We start from the raw sequence: 13,843 nt of genomic DNA, 5'->3' as shown, positions 1-13,843 counted from the left end.
TGCGCGGCCGGACACGGGTGTGCAGCGGAGCGCACACCCGTGGGGTCACTGCCTCCTGAGCGCGGTGGTGATGGCGTCGGACGCCTTCTTGGCGCTGCCTTCGATGTCGTCGGTGCCCTGGAGGACGACGGTCATGTACGGCTTGATGGGGTTGTCCAGCTCGACGTTGGCCCAGCGCGGCGAGTTGGGGGTGGCCTTGCTGCCCATGGCGGACGCACCCTTGGCCATCGCCTCGTTGCTCTCCCCGCCGACGGCGGTGGCCAGCGCCTTCTTGTTCGGCACGTAGTTCATCGTCCGGGCGAGGTCGATCTGCCACTTCTCGCTGGCGAGGGCCTTGACGACGTCCACGGCGGCGCCGCGGGACTTGGCCTTGCGCGGGATGATCAGCTCGGAGCCGCCGGTGAAGACCGCGCCGGGCTTGTCCGCGGACTTGCCCGGGATCGGGAAGTAGCCCAGCTTGTCCTTCATCTGGGGGTTGGCCTTGAGGATCCGGGAGGTCGCTCCGGGGGTGTCGATGAACTGGGCCACGTTGCCCCGGGCGAAGACGTCGGCCTGCGGCGGGGTGCGCTCGTCGGCGTCCTTGGGTCCCTGGCCGTGGGCCTGGAGGTCCTTGTAGAACTTCATCCCGCGTACGGCGGGCTCGCTCTCCAGGGCGCCCTCCCAGGTGCCGGAGCGCTCGACGGCGAGTTCGCCGCCCTCCTCCCATATGAAGCCGGCGAGGACGTACCAGTCCTGGCCGGGGAGGTAGATGCCCTGGTTGCCGCCGCCGTTCAGCTTCTCCGTGGCCTTCAGCCAGTCCTTCTGCGTCGTCGGCAGCTTGGTGATGCCGGCGGCCTTGAAGAGGTCCTTGTTGTAGATGACCACGCGGTTGGCCGCGTACCAGGGGATGCCGTACTGGGCGCCGTTGATGTTGCCGGGGTCGGCGAGGCCGGGCAGCCAGTCCTCGCGTCCGAGGTCGCGGGTGGCCTCCACGGTGAGGTCGGTGAGGGCTTCCGACTCGGCGTACTGGGCGACGTGGGTGTTGCCGACCTCGATGACGTCCGGGGTGTCCTGCCCGCCCAGGGCGGCGTTGACCTTCTTCCCGATGCCACTCCACTCCTGGAAGGTGAATTCCAGCTCCACGGAGGGGTGTTCCTTCTCGAACTGCTTGGTGAAGCGCTCCAGGAACTCGTCGGAGGCGCTGTCCTTCATCAGCCAGATCTTCACCGTCGTCCGGTCGGACTCGGTGCCGGGGATGAGGCCGCAGCCGGTGAGCGCGAAGAGGCACACCAGTGCGATGGAGGTGGGGACAGAACGGCTTCTCACAACGTTCACCTTATGGCATGAATATGTGAACCCGATGGGGGGTATCGCGCTCCAGGGGCGCGCGGGTCTGGCTGGATTTTGGTATGGACCAGAGAAGGGGTCAACCCCCTGATTGGCCCTCATATCCGGACACCTCACTCAAGGCCGGCCCCCGGTGCGCGGTGGGGTGAGCCTAGCGAGAGGAAACCGCCCCCATGTCGAATCACACGTATCGGGTCACGGAAATCGTCGGAACGTCCCCCGACGGCGTCGATCAGGCCATCCGTAACGGCATCAATCGCGCGAATCAGACACTGCGTGGCCTGGATTGGTTTGAGGTGACCCAGGTGCGTGGCCACCTCACCGACGGGCAGATCGACCACTACCAGGTGGGGCTGAAGGTGGGTTTCCGACTGGAGGACGGCAGTTGAACCCTGCGGGTCACCGGCCCGGACGGCAGGCGGCTGAGCAGCGAAAATCAGCCGCCACGCCATCCGGATGATCACTCCGCTTGTGAAAACTTCCACGTCAGCGCGGCGGTGACGCCGGTCCGCCGTCAGAGGCGGCCGGCGCCCCGCCCCCGCGCGACTCTCCTGCTTGGAATCAGCCATCGTGCACAGCTCTCATGACCCCTTTGTCCGTGTCCGTGGCGCCCGTGAGCACAACCTGCGCAACGTCGACGTGGACGTGCCCCGTGACGCCCTCGTCGTCTTCAGCGGGGTGTCGGGGTCGGGCAAGTCCTCGCTCGCCTTCGGGACCCTCTACGCGGAGGCGCAGCGGCGCTACTTCGAGTCCGTCGCCCCCTACGCACGGCGGCTGATCCACCAGGTCGGGGCGCCCGAGGTCGCCGAGATCACCGGCTTGCCGCCGGCGGTCTCGCTGGAGCAGCGCCGCTCCTCCCCCTCGTCGCGCTCCTCCGTCGGCACGGTGACGACGCTGTCGAACTCGCTGCGGATGCTGTACTCGCGGGCCGGCGACCACCCTCCCGGCGCACCGCGCCTGGACTCGGACGCCTTCTCGCCGAACACGGCCGCCGGCGCCTGCCCGCAGTGCCAGGGCCTCGGCCTGGTCCACGAGACCGACGAGGACCTGCTGGTGCCCGACCCCTCGCTCTCCGTCCGCGAGGGCGCCGTCGCCGCCTGGCCCGGCGCCTGGCAGGGCAAGAACCTGCGGGACGTCCTGGACGCGCTCGGGTACGACGTGGACCGGCCCTGGCGCGAACTGCCCCGCGCGGAGCGCGAGTGGATCCTGTTCACCGACGAACGGCCCGTCGTCACCGTGCACCCGGTGCGCGAGGCGGGCCGCATCCAGCGCCCGTACCAGGGCACGTACCAAAGCGCCCGGCGGTACGTGCTGCACACCTTCGCCGACACCCGGAGCCAGACGCTGCGGGCCAAGGCGGAGCGGTTCCTGCGGGCGGCGCCGTGCGCGGCGTGCGGGGGCGCCCGGCTGCGGCCCGAGTCGCTGGCGGTCACCTTCGCCGGCCGGACGATCGCCGAGCTGGCGGCCCTGCCGCTGACCGCACTGGGGCAGGTGCTGGCGCGGACGGGTGGCGAGGGCGCCGCGCGGGCGCTCACGGACGACCTGCTGGCGCGGATCGCCCCGGTCACCGAACTCGGCCTCGGCTACCTCAGCCTGGACCGCACCGCCCCCTCGCTCTCCAACGGCGAGTTGCAGCGGCTGCGGCTCGCGACCCAGCTGCGCTCGGGCCTGTTCGGGGTGGTGTACGTGCTGGACGAGCCGTCCGCCGGACTCCACCCGGCCGACACCGAGGCCCTGCTGACCGTCCTCGACCGGCTGAAGGCCGCGGGGAACTCGGTGTTCGTGGTGGAGCACCACCTGGACGTGGTGCGCGGTGCGGACTGGCTCGTGGACGTGGGGCCGGCCGCCGGGGAGCACGGCGGGCGGGTGCTGCACAGCGGCCCGATGGCGGGGCTCGCGCAGGTCCCCGAGTCCGCCACCCGGCGCTTCCTCTTCGACCGCCCGGCCCCTGCACGGCGGGCGGTGCGCAAGCCGTCGGGGTGGCTGGAGGTCGGCCCGGTCACCCGCCACAACCTCCGCGACGTACGGGTGCGCGTCCCCCGCGGTGCCCTGACGGCGGTCACCGGGGTGTCGGGGTCGGGCAAGTCGACCCTGGTGGGGGCGATCGCCGACGGAACGCGGGACGCGGGGCGGCTGGTGACGGTCGACCAGAAGCCGATCGGCCGCACCCCGCGGTCCAACCTCGCCACCTACACCGGCCTGTTCGACGTCGTACGGAAGCTCTTCGCGGCCACCGACGAGGCGCGGGCCCGCGGCTACCGGGCCGGCCGCTTCTCCTTCAACGTAGCGGGCGGCCGGTGCGAGCGCTGCCAAGGGGAAGGGTTCGTCTCCGTCGAGCTGCTCTTCCTGCCCACCACGTACGCGCCGTGCCCGGAGTGCGGCGGCGCCCGCTACGAGCCGCGGACGCTGGAGGTCCGCTACCGGGGCGCGCACATCGCCGCCGTGCTGGACCTGACCGTGGAGGCGGCGGCGGAGTTCTTCGCGGACGTGCCGGCCGCCGCGCGCAGCCTCGGCACGCTCCTCGACGTGGGCCTCGGCTACCTACGGCTGGGGCAGCCGGCGACCGAGCTGTCCGGCGGCGAGGCGCAGCGCATCAAGCTGGCGAACGAACTCCAACGGGTGCGTCGCGAGCACACCCTCTACGTGCTGGACGAACCGACGACCGGGCTGCACCCCGCCGATGTGGAGGTGCTGATGCGCCAGGTGAACGGGCTGGTCGACGCGGGGCACTCCGTGGTGGTCGTCGAGCACGACATGGACGTGGTGGCGGACGCGGACTGGGTGGTGGACCTGGGGCCGGGGGGCGGAGAGGAGGGCGGTCGGGTGGTCGCCGAAGGGACGCCGACGCAGGTGGCGTCGGCGTCCCTGAGCCGTACGGCGCCCTATCTGGCCCGGGCGCTCGGCCAGGCGGCCGGCGAGCGGGGGTGAGGGGGTGTGCCGCCGGGGGGCGGCGGCACACCGCGGGCCTCACGACCGGCCGCGTCCGGCGCGCCGGGTGGCCCGCAGCCACTCCTTGTTCATCGCGGCGATCGACGGCAGCGGGATGCCCTTGGGGCAGGCGGTGGCGCACTCCCCGGCGAGGGTGCAGCCGCCGAAGCCCTCGTCGTCCATCGCGGCCACCATGTCCAGGACCCGGCTCTCCCGCTCGGGTGCGCCCTGCGGCAGCACGTTGAGGTGGTTGACCTTCGCGGAGGTGAACAGCATCGCCGAGCCGTTGGGGCAGGCGGCGACGCAGGCGCCGCAGCCGATGCACTCGGCGTGCTCGAAGGCGAAGTCGGCGTCCGCCTTGGGGACCGGGGTGGCGTGCGCCTCGGGCGCGGAGCCGGTGGGGGCGGAGACGTAGCCGCCGGCCTGGATGATCCGGTCGAAGGCGGTGCGGTCCACCACCAGGTCCTTGACCACCGGGAAGGCGGCGGCCCGCCAGGGCTCGACGTCGATGGTGTCGCCGTCCGAGAAGGACCGCATGTGCAGTTGGCAGGTGGTGGTCCGCTCGGGGCCGTGCGCGTCGCCGTTGATGACCAGGCTGCACGCCCCGCAGATGCCCTCGCGGCAGTCGTGGTCGAAGGCCACGGGGTCCTCGCCGCGCAGGATCAGGTCCTCGTTGAGGGTGTCCAGCATCTCCAGGAACGACATGTCCGGGGAGACGCCGTCCACCTCGTAGGTGGCCATGGCGCCGGGCGCGTCGGCGCGGGGCTGGCGCCAGACGCGGAGGGTGAGCCTCATGTGTAGCTCCGCTGGGTGGGGTGGACGTACTCGAAGACCAGGGGTTCCTTGTGCAGCACCGGAGCGCGCCGGCCCGCGGGGAACTCCCAGGCGGCGGCGTAGCCGAACTCCTCGTCCCTGCGGGCCGCCTCGCCGTCGGGGGTCTGGGACTCCTCGCGGAAGTGGCCGCCGCAGGACTCGGCGCGGTGCAGTGCGTCGAGGCACATCAGCTCGGCGAGTTCGAGGTAGTCGACGACGCGGTTGGCCTTCTCCAGGGACTGGTTCAGCTCGTCGCCGCTGCCGGGGACCTTGATGCGCCGCCAGAACTCCTCGCGGATCTGCGGGATGCGCTCCAGCGCCTTGCGCAGCCCCGTCTCCGTGCGGGACATCCCGCAGAACTCCCACATCAGCTCGCCGAGCTCGCGGTGGAAGGAGTCGGGGGTGCGGTCGCCGTCCACGGAGAGCAGCAGGTTGATCCGGTCCTCGGTCTCCGCGAGGACGTCCGCCACCTCGGGGTGCGTCTCGCTCGGCCGTTCGTCGAGCGGGGTGCGCGCCAGGTAGTCGTTGATGGTGGACGGCAGGACGAAGTAGCCGTCGGCGAGGCCCTGCATCAGGGCGGAGGCGCCGAGGCGGTTGGCGCCGTGGTCGGAGAAGTTGGCCTCGCCGATGGCGAAGAGGCCGGGAACGGTGGTCTGGAGGTCGTAGTCGACCCAGAGGCCGCCCATCGTGTAGTGCACGGCCGGATAGATCCGCATCGGCACCTCGTACGGGTTCTCCGCGGTGATCCGCGCGTACATGTCGAAGAGGTTGCCGTACTTCTCCTCGACCTTGTCGCGGCCCATGCGGCGGATCGCGTCCCCGAAGTCCAGGTACACGCCCTGGCCGCCGGGGCCCACCCCCCTGCCCTCGTCGCAGACGTTCTTGGCGGCGCGGGAGGCGATGTCCCGGGGCACCAGGTTACCGAAGGAGGGGTAGATGCGCTCCAGGTAGTAGTCCCGCTCGTCCTCGGGGATCTCGTTCGCCGGCCGGGTGTCGCCCTTGGCCCGGGGGACCCAGATCCGGCCGTCGTTGCGCAGGGACTCGCTCATCAGCGTGAGCTTCGACTGGTGGTCGCCGGTGCGCGGGATGCAGGTGGGGTGGATCTGGGTGAAGCAGGGGTTGGCGAAGTACGCGCCCCGGCGGTGGGCCCGCCAGATCGCGGTCGCGTTGGAGTTCATGGCGTTCGTCGACAGGTAGAAGACGTTGCCGTAGCCGCCGGTCGCCAGCACCACCGCGTCGGCGAAGTGGGTGGAGATCTCACCGGTGACCAGGGAGCGGGCGACGATGCCGCGGGCGCGGCCGTCGACGACGAGGAGGTCCAGCATCTCGGTCCTGGCGTGCAGGTTGACGGTGCCTGCGGCGATCTGCCGGGACAGCGCCTGGTAGGCGCCGAGGAGGAGCTGCTGTCCCGTCTGGCCCCGGGCGTAGAAGGTGCGGGAGACCTGGACGCCGCCGAAGGAACGGGTGTCGAGAAGTCCGCCGTACTCGCGGGCGAAGGGGACGCCCTGGGCGACGCACTGGTCGATGATCTCCACGGAGATCTGGGCCAGCCGGTGCACGTTCGACTCGCGGGCGCGGAAGTCGCCGCCCTTGACGGTGTCGTAGAAGAGCCGGTGGATGGAGTCGCCGTCGTTGCGGTAGTTCTTGGCCGCGTTGATGCCGCCCTGGGCGGCGATGGAGTGGGCCCGGCGCGGCGAGTCCTGGTAGCAGAACTGCTCGACGTGGTAGCCCTGCTCGCCGAGGGTGGCGCCGGCGGCGCCGCCGGCGAGCCCGGTGCCCACCACGATGACGGTGTGCTTGCGCCGGTTGGCCGGGTTGACCAGCTTCGCCTCGAAGCGGCGGCGGTCCCAGCGCTCGGCCACGGGGCCGTCGGGCGCCTTGGTGTCGGTGATCGGCGCGCCGACCTCGTACTCGGTGTCACTCATGTCAGCTCACCAATCCGGTCATGACGGCCACGGGTACGGCGAGGAAGCCGGCGGTCAGCACCAGCGCGAGGCCGTTCGCGACGGCCTTGAGCGCGCGGTCGCGCCGGGCGTTGCCCGCGCCGAGGGTCTGGGCCGCGCTCCAGAACCCGTGCCTCACGTGCAGGCCGACCGCGAGCATCGCGGTGACGTAGATGACGTTGCCGTACCAGGTGGAGAAGGTGGCCACCACGTTCTCGTAGGGGCGTCCGTGCTGGGCGTTCTCGTTCACCGTCAGCGTGGTCAGGTCCAGGATGTGCCACACGATGAACAGCGCGATGATGATCCCGCCCCAGCGCATGGTGCGGGTGGCGTAGCTGGCGCGCCGCCGCTTGTGCACGTAGGCGGTGGGGCGCGCCTTGATGTCGCGGCGGCTGAGCTGGTACGCGGAGACGGCGTGCGCCACCACGGCGGCGAGCAGCAGGATCCGCACGCCCCACAGGGCCCACTCCTCGTGCAGGACGGGGGCGCCCATGGTGCGCAGCCAGCGGCCGTACGCGTTGAACTCCTCGGGGCCGAAGAAGACCTTGAGGTTGCCCATCACGTGCGCGACGAGGTAGCCCAGCATGATCAGGCCGCTCACGGCCATGACGATCTTCTTGCCGAGCGTCGATCCCCAGAAGGTGCGCGGGGGGCGGGTGGGCGACGGTTTCGCTGCCGTACGCGTTGCCAGAGCCATGTCAGGAACGGTAGGTCCGCACCCCACCAGTGGTCCAAGACATGATCCAGCTGCTGTCGATAGCTGATGCCTATGTGACGGTCGTAGGCTGGTCCCATGCAGCTGCAACAGCTCCGCTACTTCGTCGCCGTCGCCGAGGCCCGGCACTTCACCCACGCCGCCGAGCTGGTCCACGTCTCCCAGCCCTCGCTCTCCCAGCAGATCAGGGCGCTGGAGAAGGAGCTGGGGGCGGAGCTGTTCAGCCGGGCGCGGGGGAACATCGCGCTGACCGAGGCGGGCGAGGCCCTGTTGCCGCTGGCCCGGCGGATCCTCGCCGACGCGGACACCGCGCGCCACGAGGTCCAGGAGCTGGTGCAGCTGCGCCGCGGGCGGGTGCGGCTCGGGGCCACCCCCAGCCTGTGCACCGGGCTCCTCCCCGACGTGCTGCGGGCCTTCCACGACCGGCACCCCGGAATCCAGCTGCTGATCGACGAGGGCGGCTCGCACGACCTGGTGCGCCGGCTGGCCCGGGGCGCGCTGGACCTGGCGTTGGTCGTCCTGCCGCTGCCGCCGGCGTCACCGGCCCTGACCACGGTGGAGCTGCTGCGGGAGGACCTGGTCGTCGTCTCGTCGGCCGTGTCCCCGGCGCCGCGCGACCCGGTGCGGATCTCCGATCTGCGCGATCAGCCGCTGGTGATGTTCCGGCACGGGTACGACCTGCGGGAGCTGACCGTCGCGGCGTGCCGGGCGGAGGGGTTCGAGCCGGCGTTCACGGTCGAGGGCGGGGAGATGGACGCGGTCCTCGGGTTCGTCCGGGCGGGGCTCGGGCTGGCGGTGGTGCCCCGGATGGTCGCCGACCGCGCGGGCCCGGACCTGCGGGTCACCCCGCTCGCCCGGCCGGGGCTGCGGCGCACGATCGCGCTCGCGCACCGCAGCGACGTGGCGCCGCCGCGGGCCGCCCGCGAGCTCCAGAAGGTGCTGCTGACGATGACCGCGGCGGACGACGGCGCCGACGGCTGACGCCGGTCCGGGCCGTTGGGGCCCGGTGGCCCGCGGGTCCCGTCGAGCGGGTCCGCGGGCCGTGGGTCACACCGCGTCCGCCAGGGACAGCGTGTGGAGTTGGTCGGGCGGGCCGGGGCGGGCGTAGTACCAGCCCTGTGCGGTGTCGCAGCCCAGCTCCCGCAGTTGGTCCGCCTGGACGCCGGTCTCCACGCCCTCGACGGTGACCGCCAGCTCCAGGCTGTGCGCCAGCGATACGATGCCCTCGACGATCTTGAGGTCGACGGGGTCGACCGGCGCGTGCTGCATGCCCTTGGTGAAGGAGCGGTCGAGCTTGAGGATGCTGACCGGCAACCGTCTGAGGTTCGCCAGGTTGGAGTAGCCCGTGCCGAAGTCGTCGAGGGCGATGTCCACGCCCAGCTCGGCGAGTTGCCGCAGCGGTCTGAGCAGTGCCTCGTCCGCTCCTATCAACGCGGACTCGGTGACCTCCAGGCACAGCGCGCCGGGTTCCAGACCGGCGCCCTCCAGCACCGCGACCGTGTCCTTGACCAGGCCGGGGTGTTGGAGCTGGGTGGGCGAGAGGTTCACGTTGATCCGCATCGGACCGCCGTCGACCCGGTGCTCCTGCCAGTAGCGTGCCTGGCGCACCGCCTCCTGGAGCACCCACCGCCCCAGCGGCACGATCAGCCCGGTGTGCTCGGCCAGCGGGATGAACTGGTCGGGGCCGAGGATCCCGTGCTGGGGGTGGGACCAGCGCACCAGGGCCTCCGCGCCGTGCACGCGGCCGTCGCCCATGTGCACCAGCGGCTGGTACTCGATGAAGAACTCCCCGCGCTCCAGGGCCGCGGGCAGCGCGGTCGTCAGCCCGTGGCGGGTGATCGCGCTCGCCTCCAGCTCGGGATCGGCGAACTCGTAGCGGTTGCCGCCCTGCGCCTTCGCCCGGTACATCGTGATGTCGGCGCTGCGCAGCACCTCCGCCGTGGTGCGCTCGCCGGAGCAGCCCTCGACGATGCCGATGGAGCCGCGCACGGTGAACTCGCGTCCGTCCACGAGGATCGGCGCGCCGAGGGCGCCGAGGATCCGGGCGGCCAGCTCCCGCGCCTCGCACTCGGACTCCGATCCGGTGGTCAGCGCCACGAACTCGTCGCCGCCGAGGCGGGCCACCATCTCGCCGGGCGCGGTGGCGCAGCTCTGGAGCCGGTCGGCGACCTCGACCAGGAGGCGGTCGCCGGTGGCGTGGCCGAGGCTGTCGTTGATCGCCTTGAAGCCGTCGAGGTCGAGGTAGCACAGGCCGAAGCGGGAGGCGCCGCTGCCGGCGAGCGCCTTCTCCAGGCGTTCGAAGAAGAGCGTGCGGTTCGGCAGCCCGGTGAGGGCGTCGTGCGTGGCCTCGTACCGCAGGCGCAGATTGAGCAGCCGGCGCTCGGTGGTGTCCTCCAGGAGGGCGAGCAGGTACTGGGGGCGGCCTTCGGGGTCCCGGAGCAGGGACATCGTCAAGTTGGTCCACAGCACCGTGCCGTCGGTGCGGAAGAAGGGCTTCTCGACCCGGAAGTGCTCGCGTTCGCCGCGCTTGAGCTCGCGGTAGAGCTGGCCGATGTGCGGTCGGTCCTCGGGGTGCGTCCACTCGGTGATCTTCTTGGCCCGCACGTGGTGCTCCAGGCCGCCGAACATCCTCGTCAGCGTCTCGTTCACCTCGACGAGGGTGCCGTCGAGCTCGGCGATCCCGATGCCGATGGCGGCGCCTTCGAAGACGGCCCGCAGCCGGGTCTCGGTGGCGTGCAGCGCGTGCAGGGCGTCGGTGCGGGCCGCCAACGAGGAGCTGGCGACGGCCTCCTGCTCGGCGAGGGTGCGGTCGCGCAGCCCCTGGGCGAAGCCGGCGGCGACCGCGTGTTGCAGCCGGGTGCAGCGGGTGCGGCCGTCCTCGACGGGCAGTTCCTCGGCGCCCGCGTCGCCGCAGTACAGCACGAGGTACGCGTCGATCACGCCGAGGGTGCGGGTGAGCGCCTCGGGGTCGGTGCAGTGGGCTTCGATCAGCGCCGCCCCCACGTCCTGGGCCGGGCCCGGGTCGAAGGGTCGGGCGTGCAGCAGCGCGCACAGCCGCCGCGCCAGCGGCAGCAGGTGTTCCTCGACCTCGGCTCGGGTCAGCGAGGTCGCCGTCACGGGAAAGACGGCACGGCTCCAAATGGTCGCGAAACGGCGAAGTCTGTCTTCAAGACCGTCCGGGTCCGCCGTGGGACCCGTCGCCTGCGATGGCGTCTTCACGCCTTGCGTCCCACCCCTGCGAAGCCTGAGTAGGCATATGGGTCCTCCTGCTCGGCAGGGGCATCCGGCCGCCAGTGCGGCTTGGACACCAGTCCGGGCTCGACCATCTCGTACCCCTCGAAGAACCGAGCGATTTGCTCTTGTGAACGCATCGTCATTGGATTGCGGATGTCACGGTAGACGCTGACGGCCCGTGCCGTCTGCTCCTGCGGCACCGGCACTCCGTCGTACGCGGCATGGGTGATCACGATCAAACTCCCGGGCGAGAGCGCTCGCTTCAGTTCCGCAACCGCCCCGTACGGATCGTCCTGATCCTCGACGAAGTGGAGTACGGAGACCAGCACGAGCGCCACCGGGCTGGCCAGGTCCAGCACTTCGGCGAGTTCCGGGCTCTCCAGGATCTGGCGCGGTTTGCGCAGGTCAGCCGAGAGGGCGGTGGCGCGGGGATCCCCCTCAAGGCGGGTGCGCCCCTGGGCGACGACGACCGGATCGTGGTCGACGCAGACCACCCGGCACTCGGGGTCGACCGCCCTGGCGACCTCGTGGACGCTGCCGAAACCGGGCATTCCGCAGCCGACGTCGAGGAACTGCGTGACGCCTTCGCCCACCGCCCAGGTCACCGCACGGCGCATGAACGCCCGGTTGGCCTGGATGACCTTCGGCACCCCCGGCAGGTGCCGCAGCACCTCACGGGCCGCCCTGCGGTCGGCGTCGAAGTTGTGCGAACCGCCCAGGTAATAGTCGTTCATGCGGGACACGCTCGGCACCGAGATGTCGATGCCGGGCGGGGCCCAGGCGGGACGCTCCATCGATGTCTCCAACTACGTCAACCACGCCCCCCACAGGCGCGGTCCGACCATGTGCATGGCCAGTGTTCGAGCCGAGGCTACTGATCGGCCGCCAATTGAGCGAGTCCAAACGGGAATTCGCGAACCGTTCTTCATCACACTGCGACGAACGCGGGCCGGCCCGCCGCCACGCCGGGTGCGTGGGGCGGGCCGGCGCGGGGGCCGCTACCGGGGCGCCTTCGCCAGCTTCCCCTGCGGCGTCACGGCGAACCAGGTCCCGCCCACGCCCTGTCCGTTGATGTCCCCGGGCTTGGCGTCACCGGCGAAGGTGTAAAGGGGCCAGCAGTCGATGGTCTGCTGCTTGACGCCGTCGGGGCGGTCGAAGGTGACGTACCCCTTCTGACGGATGCCCCGGGTGTCGCTCTTGGCGACGGGGGCGACCACCGGCCACTCCTCCAGGCACTCGCCGGTGCAGGCCGACGTCATGGGCCAGGCCGAGTCCTTGGTGAACCGGTACACCGTCATGCCGTCCTGGTCGACGACGACGTCACCCAGTCTGGGGTCCTTGCGGGTGGTCAGGCCCGGCAGACCGGCGGGGCGGGCACCGCGCGCGGCGGGGGCCGCTGCGCGCGCCTTCTTGCCGTCCGGGGCCGCGGCGAACCAGGTCCCGCCCACGCCCTGCCCCTGGGCCTCCCCCGCCTTCGTGTCCTTGGCGTAGCGGTACATCGGCCAGCCGCCGATGGTGAGCTGCTTGGTCCCGTCGGAGCGGGTGACCGCGCCGAGGAGCGAGGCGTCGGTCCCCGGCGCGGCCGTCGCGCCGCCCGCGGGCACCACGGGCCACGCCTTCGCACAGTCGCCATCGCAATGCGAGGCGGGTGGTGCCGCGGTGTCCTTGTCGAACCGGTACAGCGTGAGGCCCGCGCCGTCGGTGACGACCCGGCCGAGCTCCGGGCTGTTCCAGACGGTGAGCCGGCCCGCCGGCTTCCCGGCGGTGCCCCGGGCGGTCGCGCCGCCCGAAGCGTGGTCGCCGTATCCGCTGCCACCGGGCTGCACGGCGCTCGCCGCACCGGCCGACCGGCCGTCCTCCTCGCCGCACGCCGTCATCAGCACCAGCACGGCCGCCGCAGTCGCCGCGAGCGAGGCGTTCCGCCAGGTGTTCATGTCCACTCCCGAAGTCCGTCAGGTTCCGGACGGCGCCCGGCCGCGCCGTTCGTGGCCCTAGGTACGACCGGGTGCGGGCGGGCGTTCAAAGCGGCCCGAAAAACTCCGGCGCGAGCCGGTGGGCGAGCGGACGGACTCCCGGTGCGGGCGGCACCACGCCGGTGTCGTCGCCCGCCCGGCCCACACGGATGACCCGTTCGCACGGCAGCGATCGCGACCCGCAGGGCCGGCTCCTAGCGTTTCGGACATCGAGGGGCATCACCCGCCTTCTGTGGACAAGAGGTTCCGCGCCTGCTCCTCGGGGACCCGGAGGAATGACCATGCGCGTGATACCCGTCGCAGCCGCCGCCCTCGTGGGGGCGGCGGCGTTCGCCCTGCCCGTCCCCGTCGCCGTCGCCGGTGGGGACGGGACGACGGTCCGGTTCACCGTCGCGCCGTCGACCGTCGCCCCCGGCGGTCGCGTCGCCCTGTCCGCGAGCGGGTGCGCGTCCGCAGCCACGGCCACGTCCGGGGTGTTCGACACCGTGACGATCCAGCCCGGCACGTCGGCGACGGCCACCGTGGACCCGGACGCCCGCCGGGGTGCCCAGTACGCGGTCCAGTTCACCTGCGGCACCCAGCGCGGCACGGTCAACCTGACGATCGCCGGAGCCACCGCGACCCCCACCACCAGTTCCACGTCCCTGCCCGTGGCCCCCGCCACGCCCACGGCGACGCCGAGCGCCAGCGTGACGCCCCAGGGGGTACGCGGCGGTCTGGGCGGCAGCATCGGCGACGCGGGGCCGAAGGAGGTCGCGATCGGCGCCGCGCTGGTGCTGGCCGCGGCGGCGGGCACCGGTTGGGCCGTACGTCGGCGGGCCCGCCCGCACGAGCACTGACCGCGCGGCGGCCCGTCCCGGTCGGCGCAACCGCCGCTCGCCCCGATTGCCGAAGAGCGCTCGGGGCGAGCG

11 protein-coding genes are annotated in these 13,843 nt (G+C 71.9%); 4 read left to right on the top strand and 7 right to left on the bottom strand.

Features of this window, described 5'->3' with window-relative positions:
• Positions 1–45 precede the first annotated feature (45 nt).
• The gene (locus AB0E05_RS32920) at positions 46–1,305 is read right to left on the bottom strand and encodes an extracellular solute-binding protein (protein ID WP_361970624.1); all 1,260 of its coding nucleotides are present in this window, start codon (positions 1,303–1,305) and stop codon (positions 46–48) included.
• A 194-nt stretch (positions 1,306–1,499) separates the two neighbouring features.
• Here AB0E05_RS32920 and AB0E05_RS32915 point away from each other — a divergent pair, with 194 nt between their 5' ends.
• Complete coding sequence (locus AB0E05_RS32915; protein ID WP_361970622.1) at positions 1,500–1,715, top strand: dodecin; 216 nt, start codon at positions 1,500–1,502, stop codon at positions 1,713–1,715.
• A 181-nt stretch (positions 1,716–1,896) separates the two neighbouring features.
• Entirely contained in the window at positions 1,897–4,254 is a 2,358-nt protein-coding gene (locus tag AB0E05_RS32910; RefSeq protein ID WP_361970620.1) for an excinuclease ABC subunit UvrA, read from the top strand.
• 39 nt (positions 4,255–4,293) lie between these two features.
• Here AB0E05_RS32910 and AB0E05_RS32905 read toward each other — a convergent pair whose 3' ends face one another.
• From AB0E05_RS32905 to AB0E05_RS32895, 3 genes are read right to left on the bottom strand one after another with little or no spacing between them, the layout of a single operon-like run.
• A complete protein-coding gene (locus AB0E05_RS32905; protein WP_361970619.1) occupies positions 4,294–5,049 on the bottom strand; it encodes a succinate dehydrogenase/fumarate reductase iron-sulfur subunit in 756 nt (251 codons plus the stop codon).
• On the bottom strand, positions 5,046–6,992 hold the full coding sequence (locus tag AB0E05_RS32900) for a fumarate reductase/succinate dehydrogenase flavoprotein subunit (protein ID WP_361970618.1): 1,947 nt from the start codon (positions 6,990–6,992) through the stop codon (positions 5,046–5,048). The genes AB0E05_RS32905 and AB0E05_RS32900 overlap by 4 nt, the downstream gene beginning before the upstream one ends.
• Position 6,993: 1 nt before the next feature.
• A complete protein-coding gene (locus AB0E05_RS32895) occupies positions 6,994–7,707 on the bottom strand; it encodes a succinate dehydrogenase cytochrome b subunit (RefSeq protein WP_361970617.1) in 714 nt (237 codons plus the stop codon).
• Positions 7,708–7,803: 96 nt separating this feature from the next.
• Between AB0E05_RS32895 and AB0E05_RS32890 the strand changes: the two genes are divergently transcribed.
• Positions 7,804–8,706, top strand: coding sequence for a LysR substrate-binding domain-containing protein (locus AB0E05_RS32890; RefSeq protein WP_361970615.1), 903 nt, complete (start codon positions 7,804–7,806; stop codon positions 8,704–8,706).
• Positions 8,707–8,772: 66 nt separating this feature from the next.
• On the opposite strand, the gene AB0E05_RS32885 is transcribed toward AB0E05_RS32890, so the two are convergent.
• From AB0E05_RS32885 to AB0E05_RS32875, 3 genes are all read right to left on the bottom strand, one after another.
• On the bottom strand, positions 8,773–10,944 hold the full coding sequence (locus AB0E05_RS32885) for an EAL domain-containing protein (RefSeq protein WP_361970613.1): 2,172 nt from the start codon (positions 10,942–10,944) through the stop codon (positions 8,773–8,775).
• Positions 10,941–11,753, bottom strand: coding sequence for an SAM-dependent methyltransferase (locus AB0E05_RS32880; protein WP_361970611.1), 813 nt, complete (start codon positions 11,751–11,753; stop codon positions 10,941–10,943). Before AB0E05_RS32880 ends, AB0E05_RS32885 begins: the two co-directional genes overlap by 4 nt.
• A gap of 204 nt (positions 11,754–11,957) precedes the next feature.
• Complete coding sequence (locus AB0E05_RS32875; protein ID WP_361970609.1) at positions 11,958–12,893, bottom strand: SCO0930 family lipoprotein; 936 nt, start codon at positions 12,891–12,893, stop codon at positions 11,958–11,960.
• 320 nt (positions 12,894–13,213) lie between these two features.
• Here AB0E05_RS32875 and AB0E05_RS32870 point away from each other — a divergent pair, with 320 nt between their 5' ends.
• Entirely contained in the window at positions 13,214–13,771 is a 558-nt protein-coding gene (locus tag AB0E05_RS32870) for a hypothetical protein (RefSeq protein WP_361970607.1), read from the top strand.
• The last annotated feature ends 72 nt before the right edge of the window (positions 13,772–13,843 follow it).

It is taken from the genome of Streptomyces sp. NPDC048057, from assembly GCF_040653095.1.
Classification (GTDB): Bacteria; Actinomycetota; Actinomycetes; order Streptomycetales; family Streptomycetaceae; genus Streptomyces.
This window is presented reverse-complemented; position numbering and strand designations above follow the sequence as displayed.

What these genes read in the sequence shown, in the direction of transcription:
- AB0E05_RS32915 (WP_361970622.1), top strand. Translation starts at nt 1,500, where the DNA reads ATGTCGAATCACACGTATCGGGTCACGGAAATCGTCGGAACGTCCCCC.
- AB0E05_RS32905 (WP_361970619.1), bottom strand. Translation starts at nt 5,049, where the DNA reads ATGAGGCTCACCCTCCGCGTCTGGCGCCAGCCCCGCGCCGACGCGCCC.
- AB0E05_RS32900 (WP_361970618.1), bottom strand. Translation starts at nt 6,992, where the DNA reads ATGAGTGACACCGAGTACGAGGTCGGCGCGCCGATCACCGACACCAAG.
- AB0E05_RS32895 (WP_361970617.1), bottom strand. Translation starts at nt 7,707, where the DNA reads ATGGCTCTGGCAACGCGTACGGCAGCGAAACCGTCGCCCACCCGCCCC.
- AB0E05_RS32890 (WP_361970615.1), top strand. Translation starts at nt 7,804, where the DNA reads ATGCAGCTGCAACAGCTCCGCTACTTCGTCGCCGTCGCCGAGGCCCGG.
- AB0E05_RS32880 (WP_361970611.1), bottom strand. Translation starts at nt 11,753, where the DNA reads ATGGAGCGTCCCGCCTGGGCCCCGCCCGGCATCGACATCTCGGTGCCG.
- AB0E05_RS32875 (WP_361970609.1), bottom strand. Translation starts at nt 12,893, where the DNA reads ATGAACACCTGGCGGAACGCCTCGCTCGCGGCGACTGCGGCGGCCGTG.
- AB0E05_RS32870 (WP_361970607.1), top strand. Translation starts at nt 13,214, where the DNA reads ATGCGCGTGATACCCGTCGCAGCCGCCGCCCTCGTGGGGGCGGCGGCG.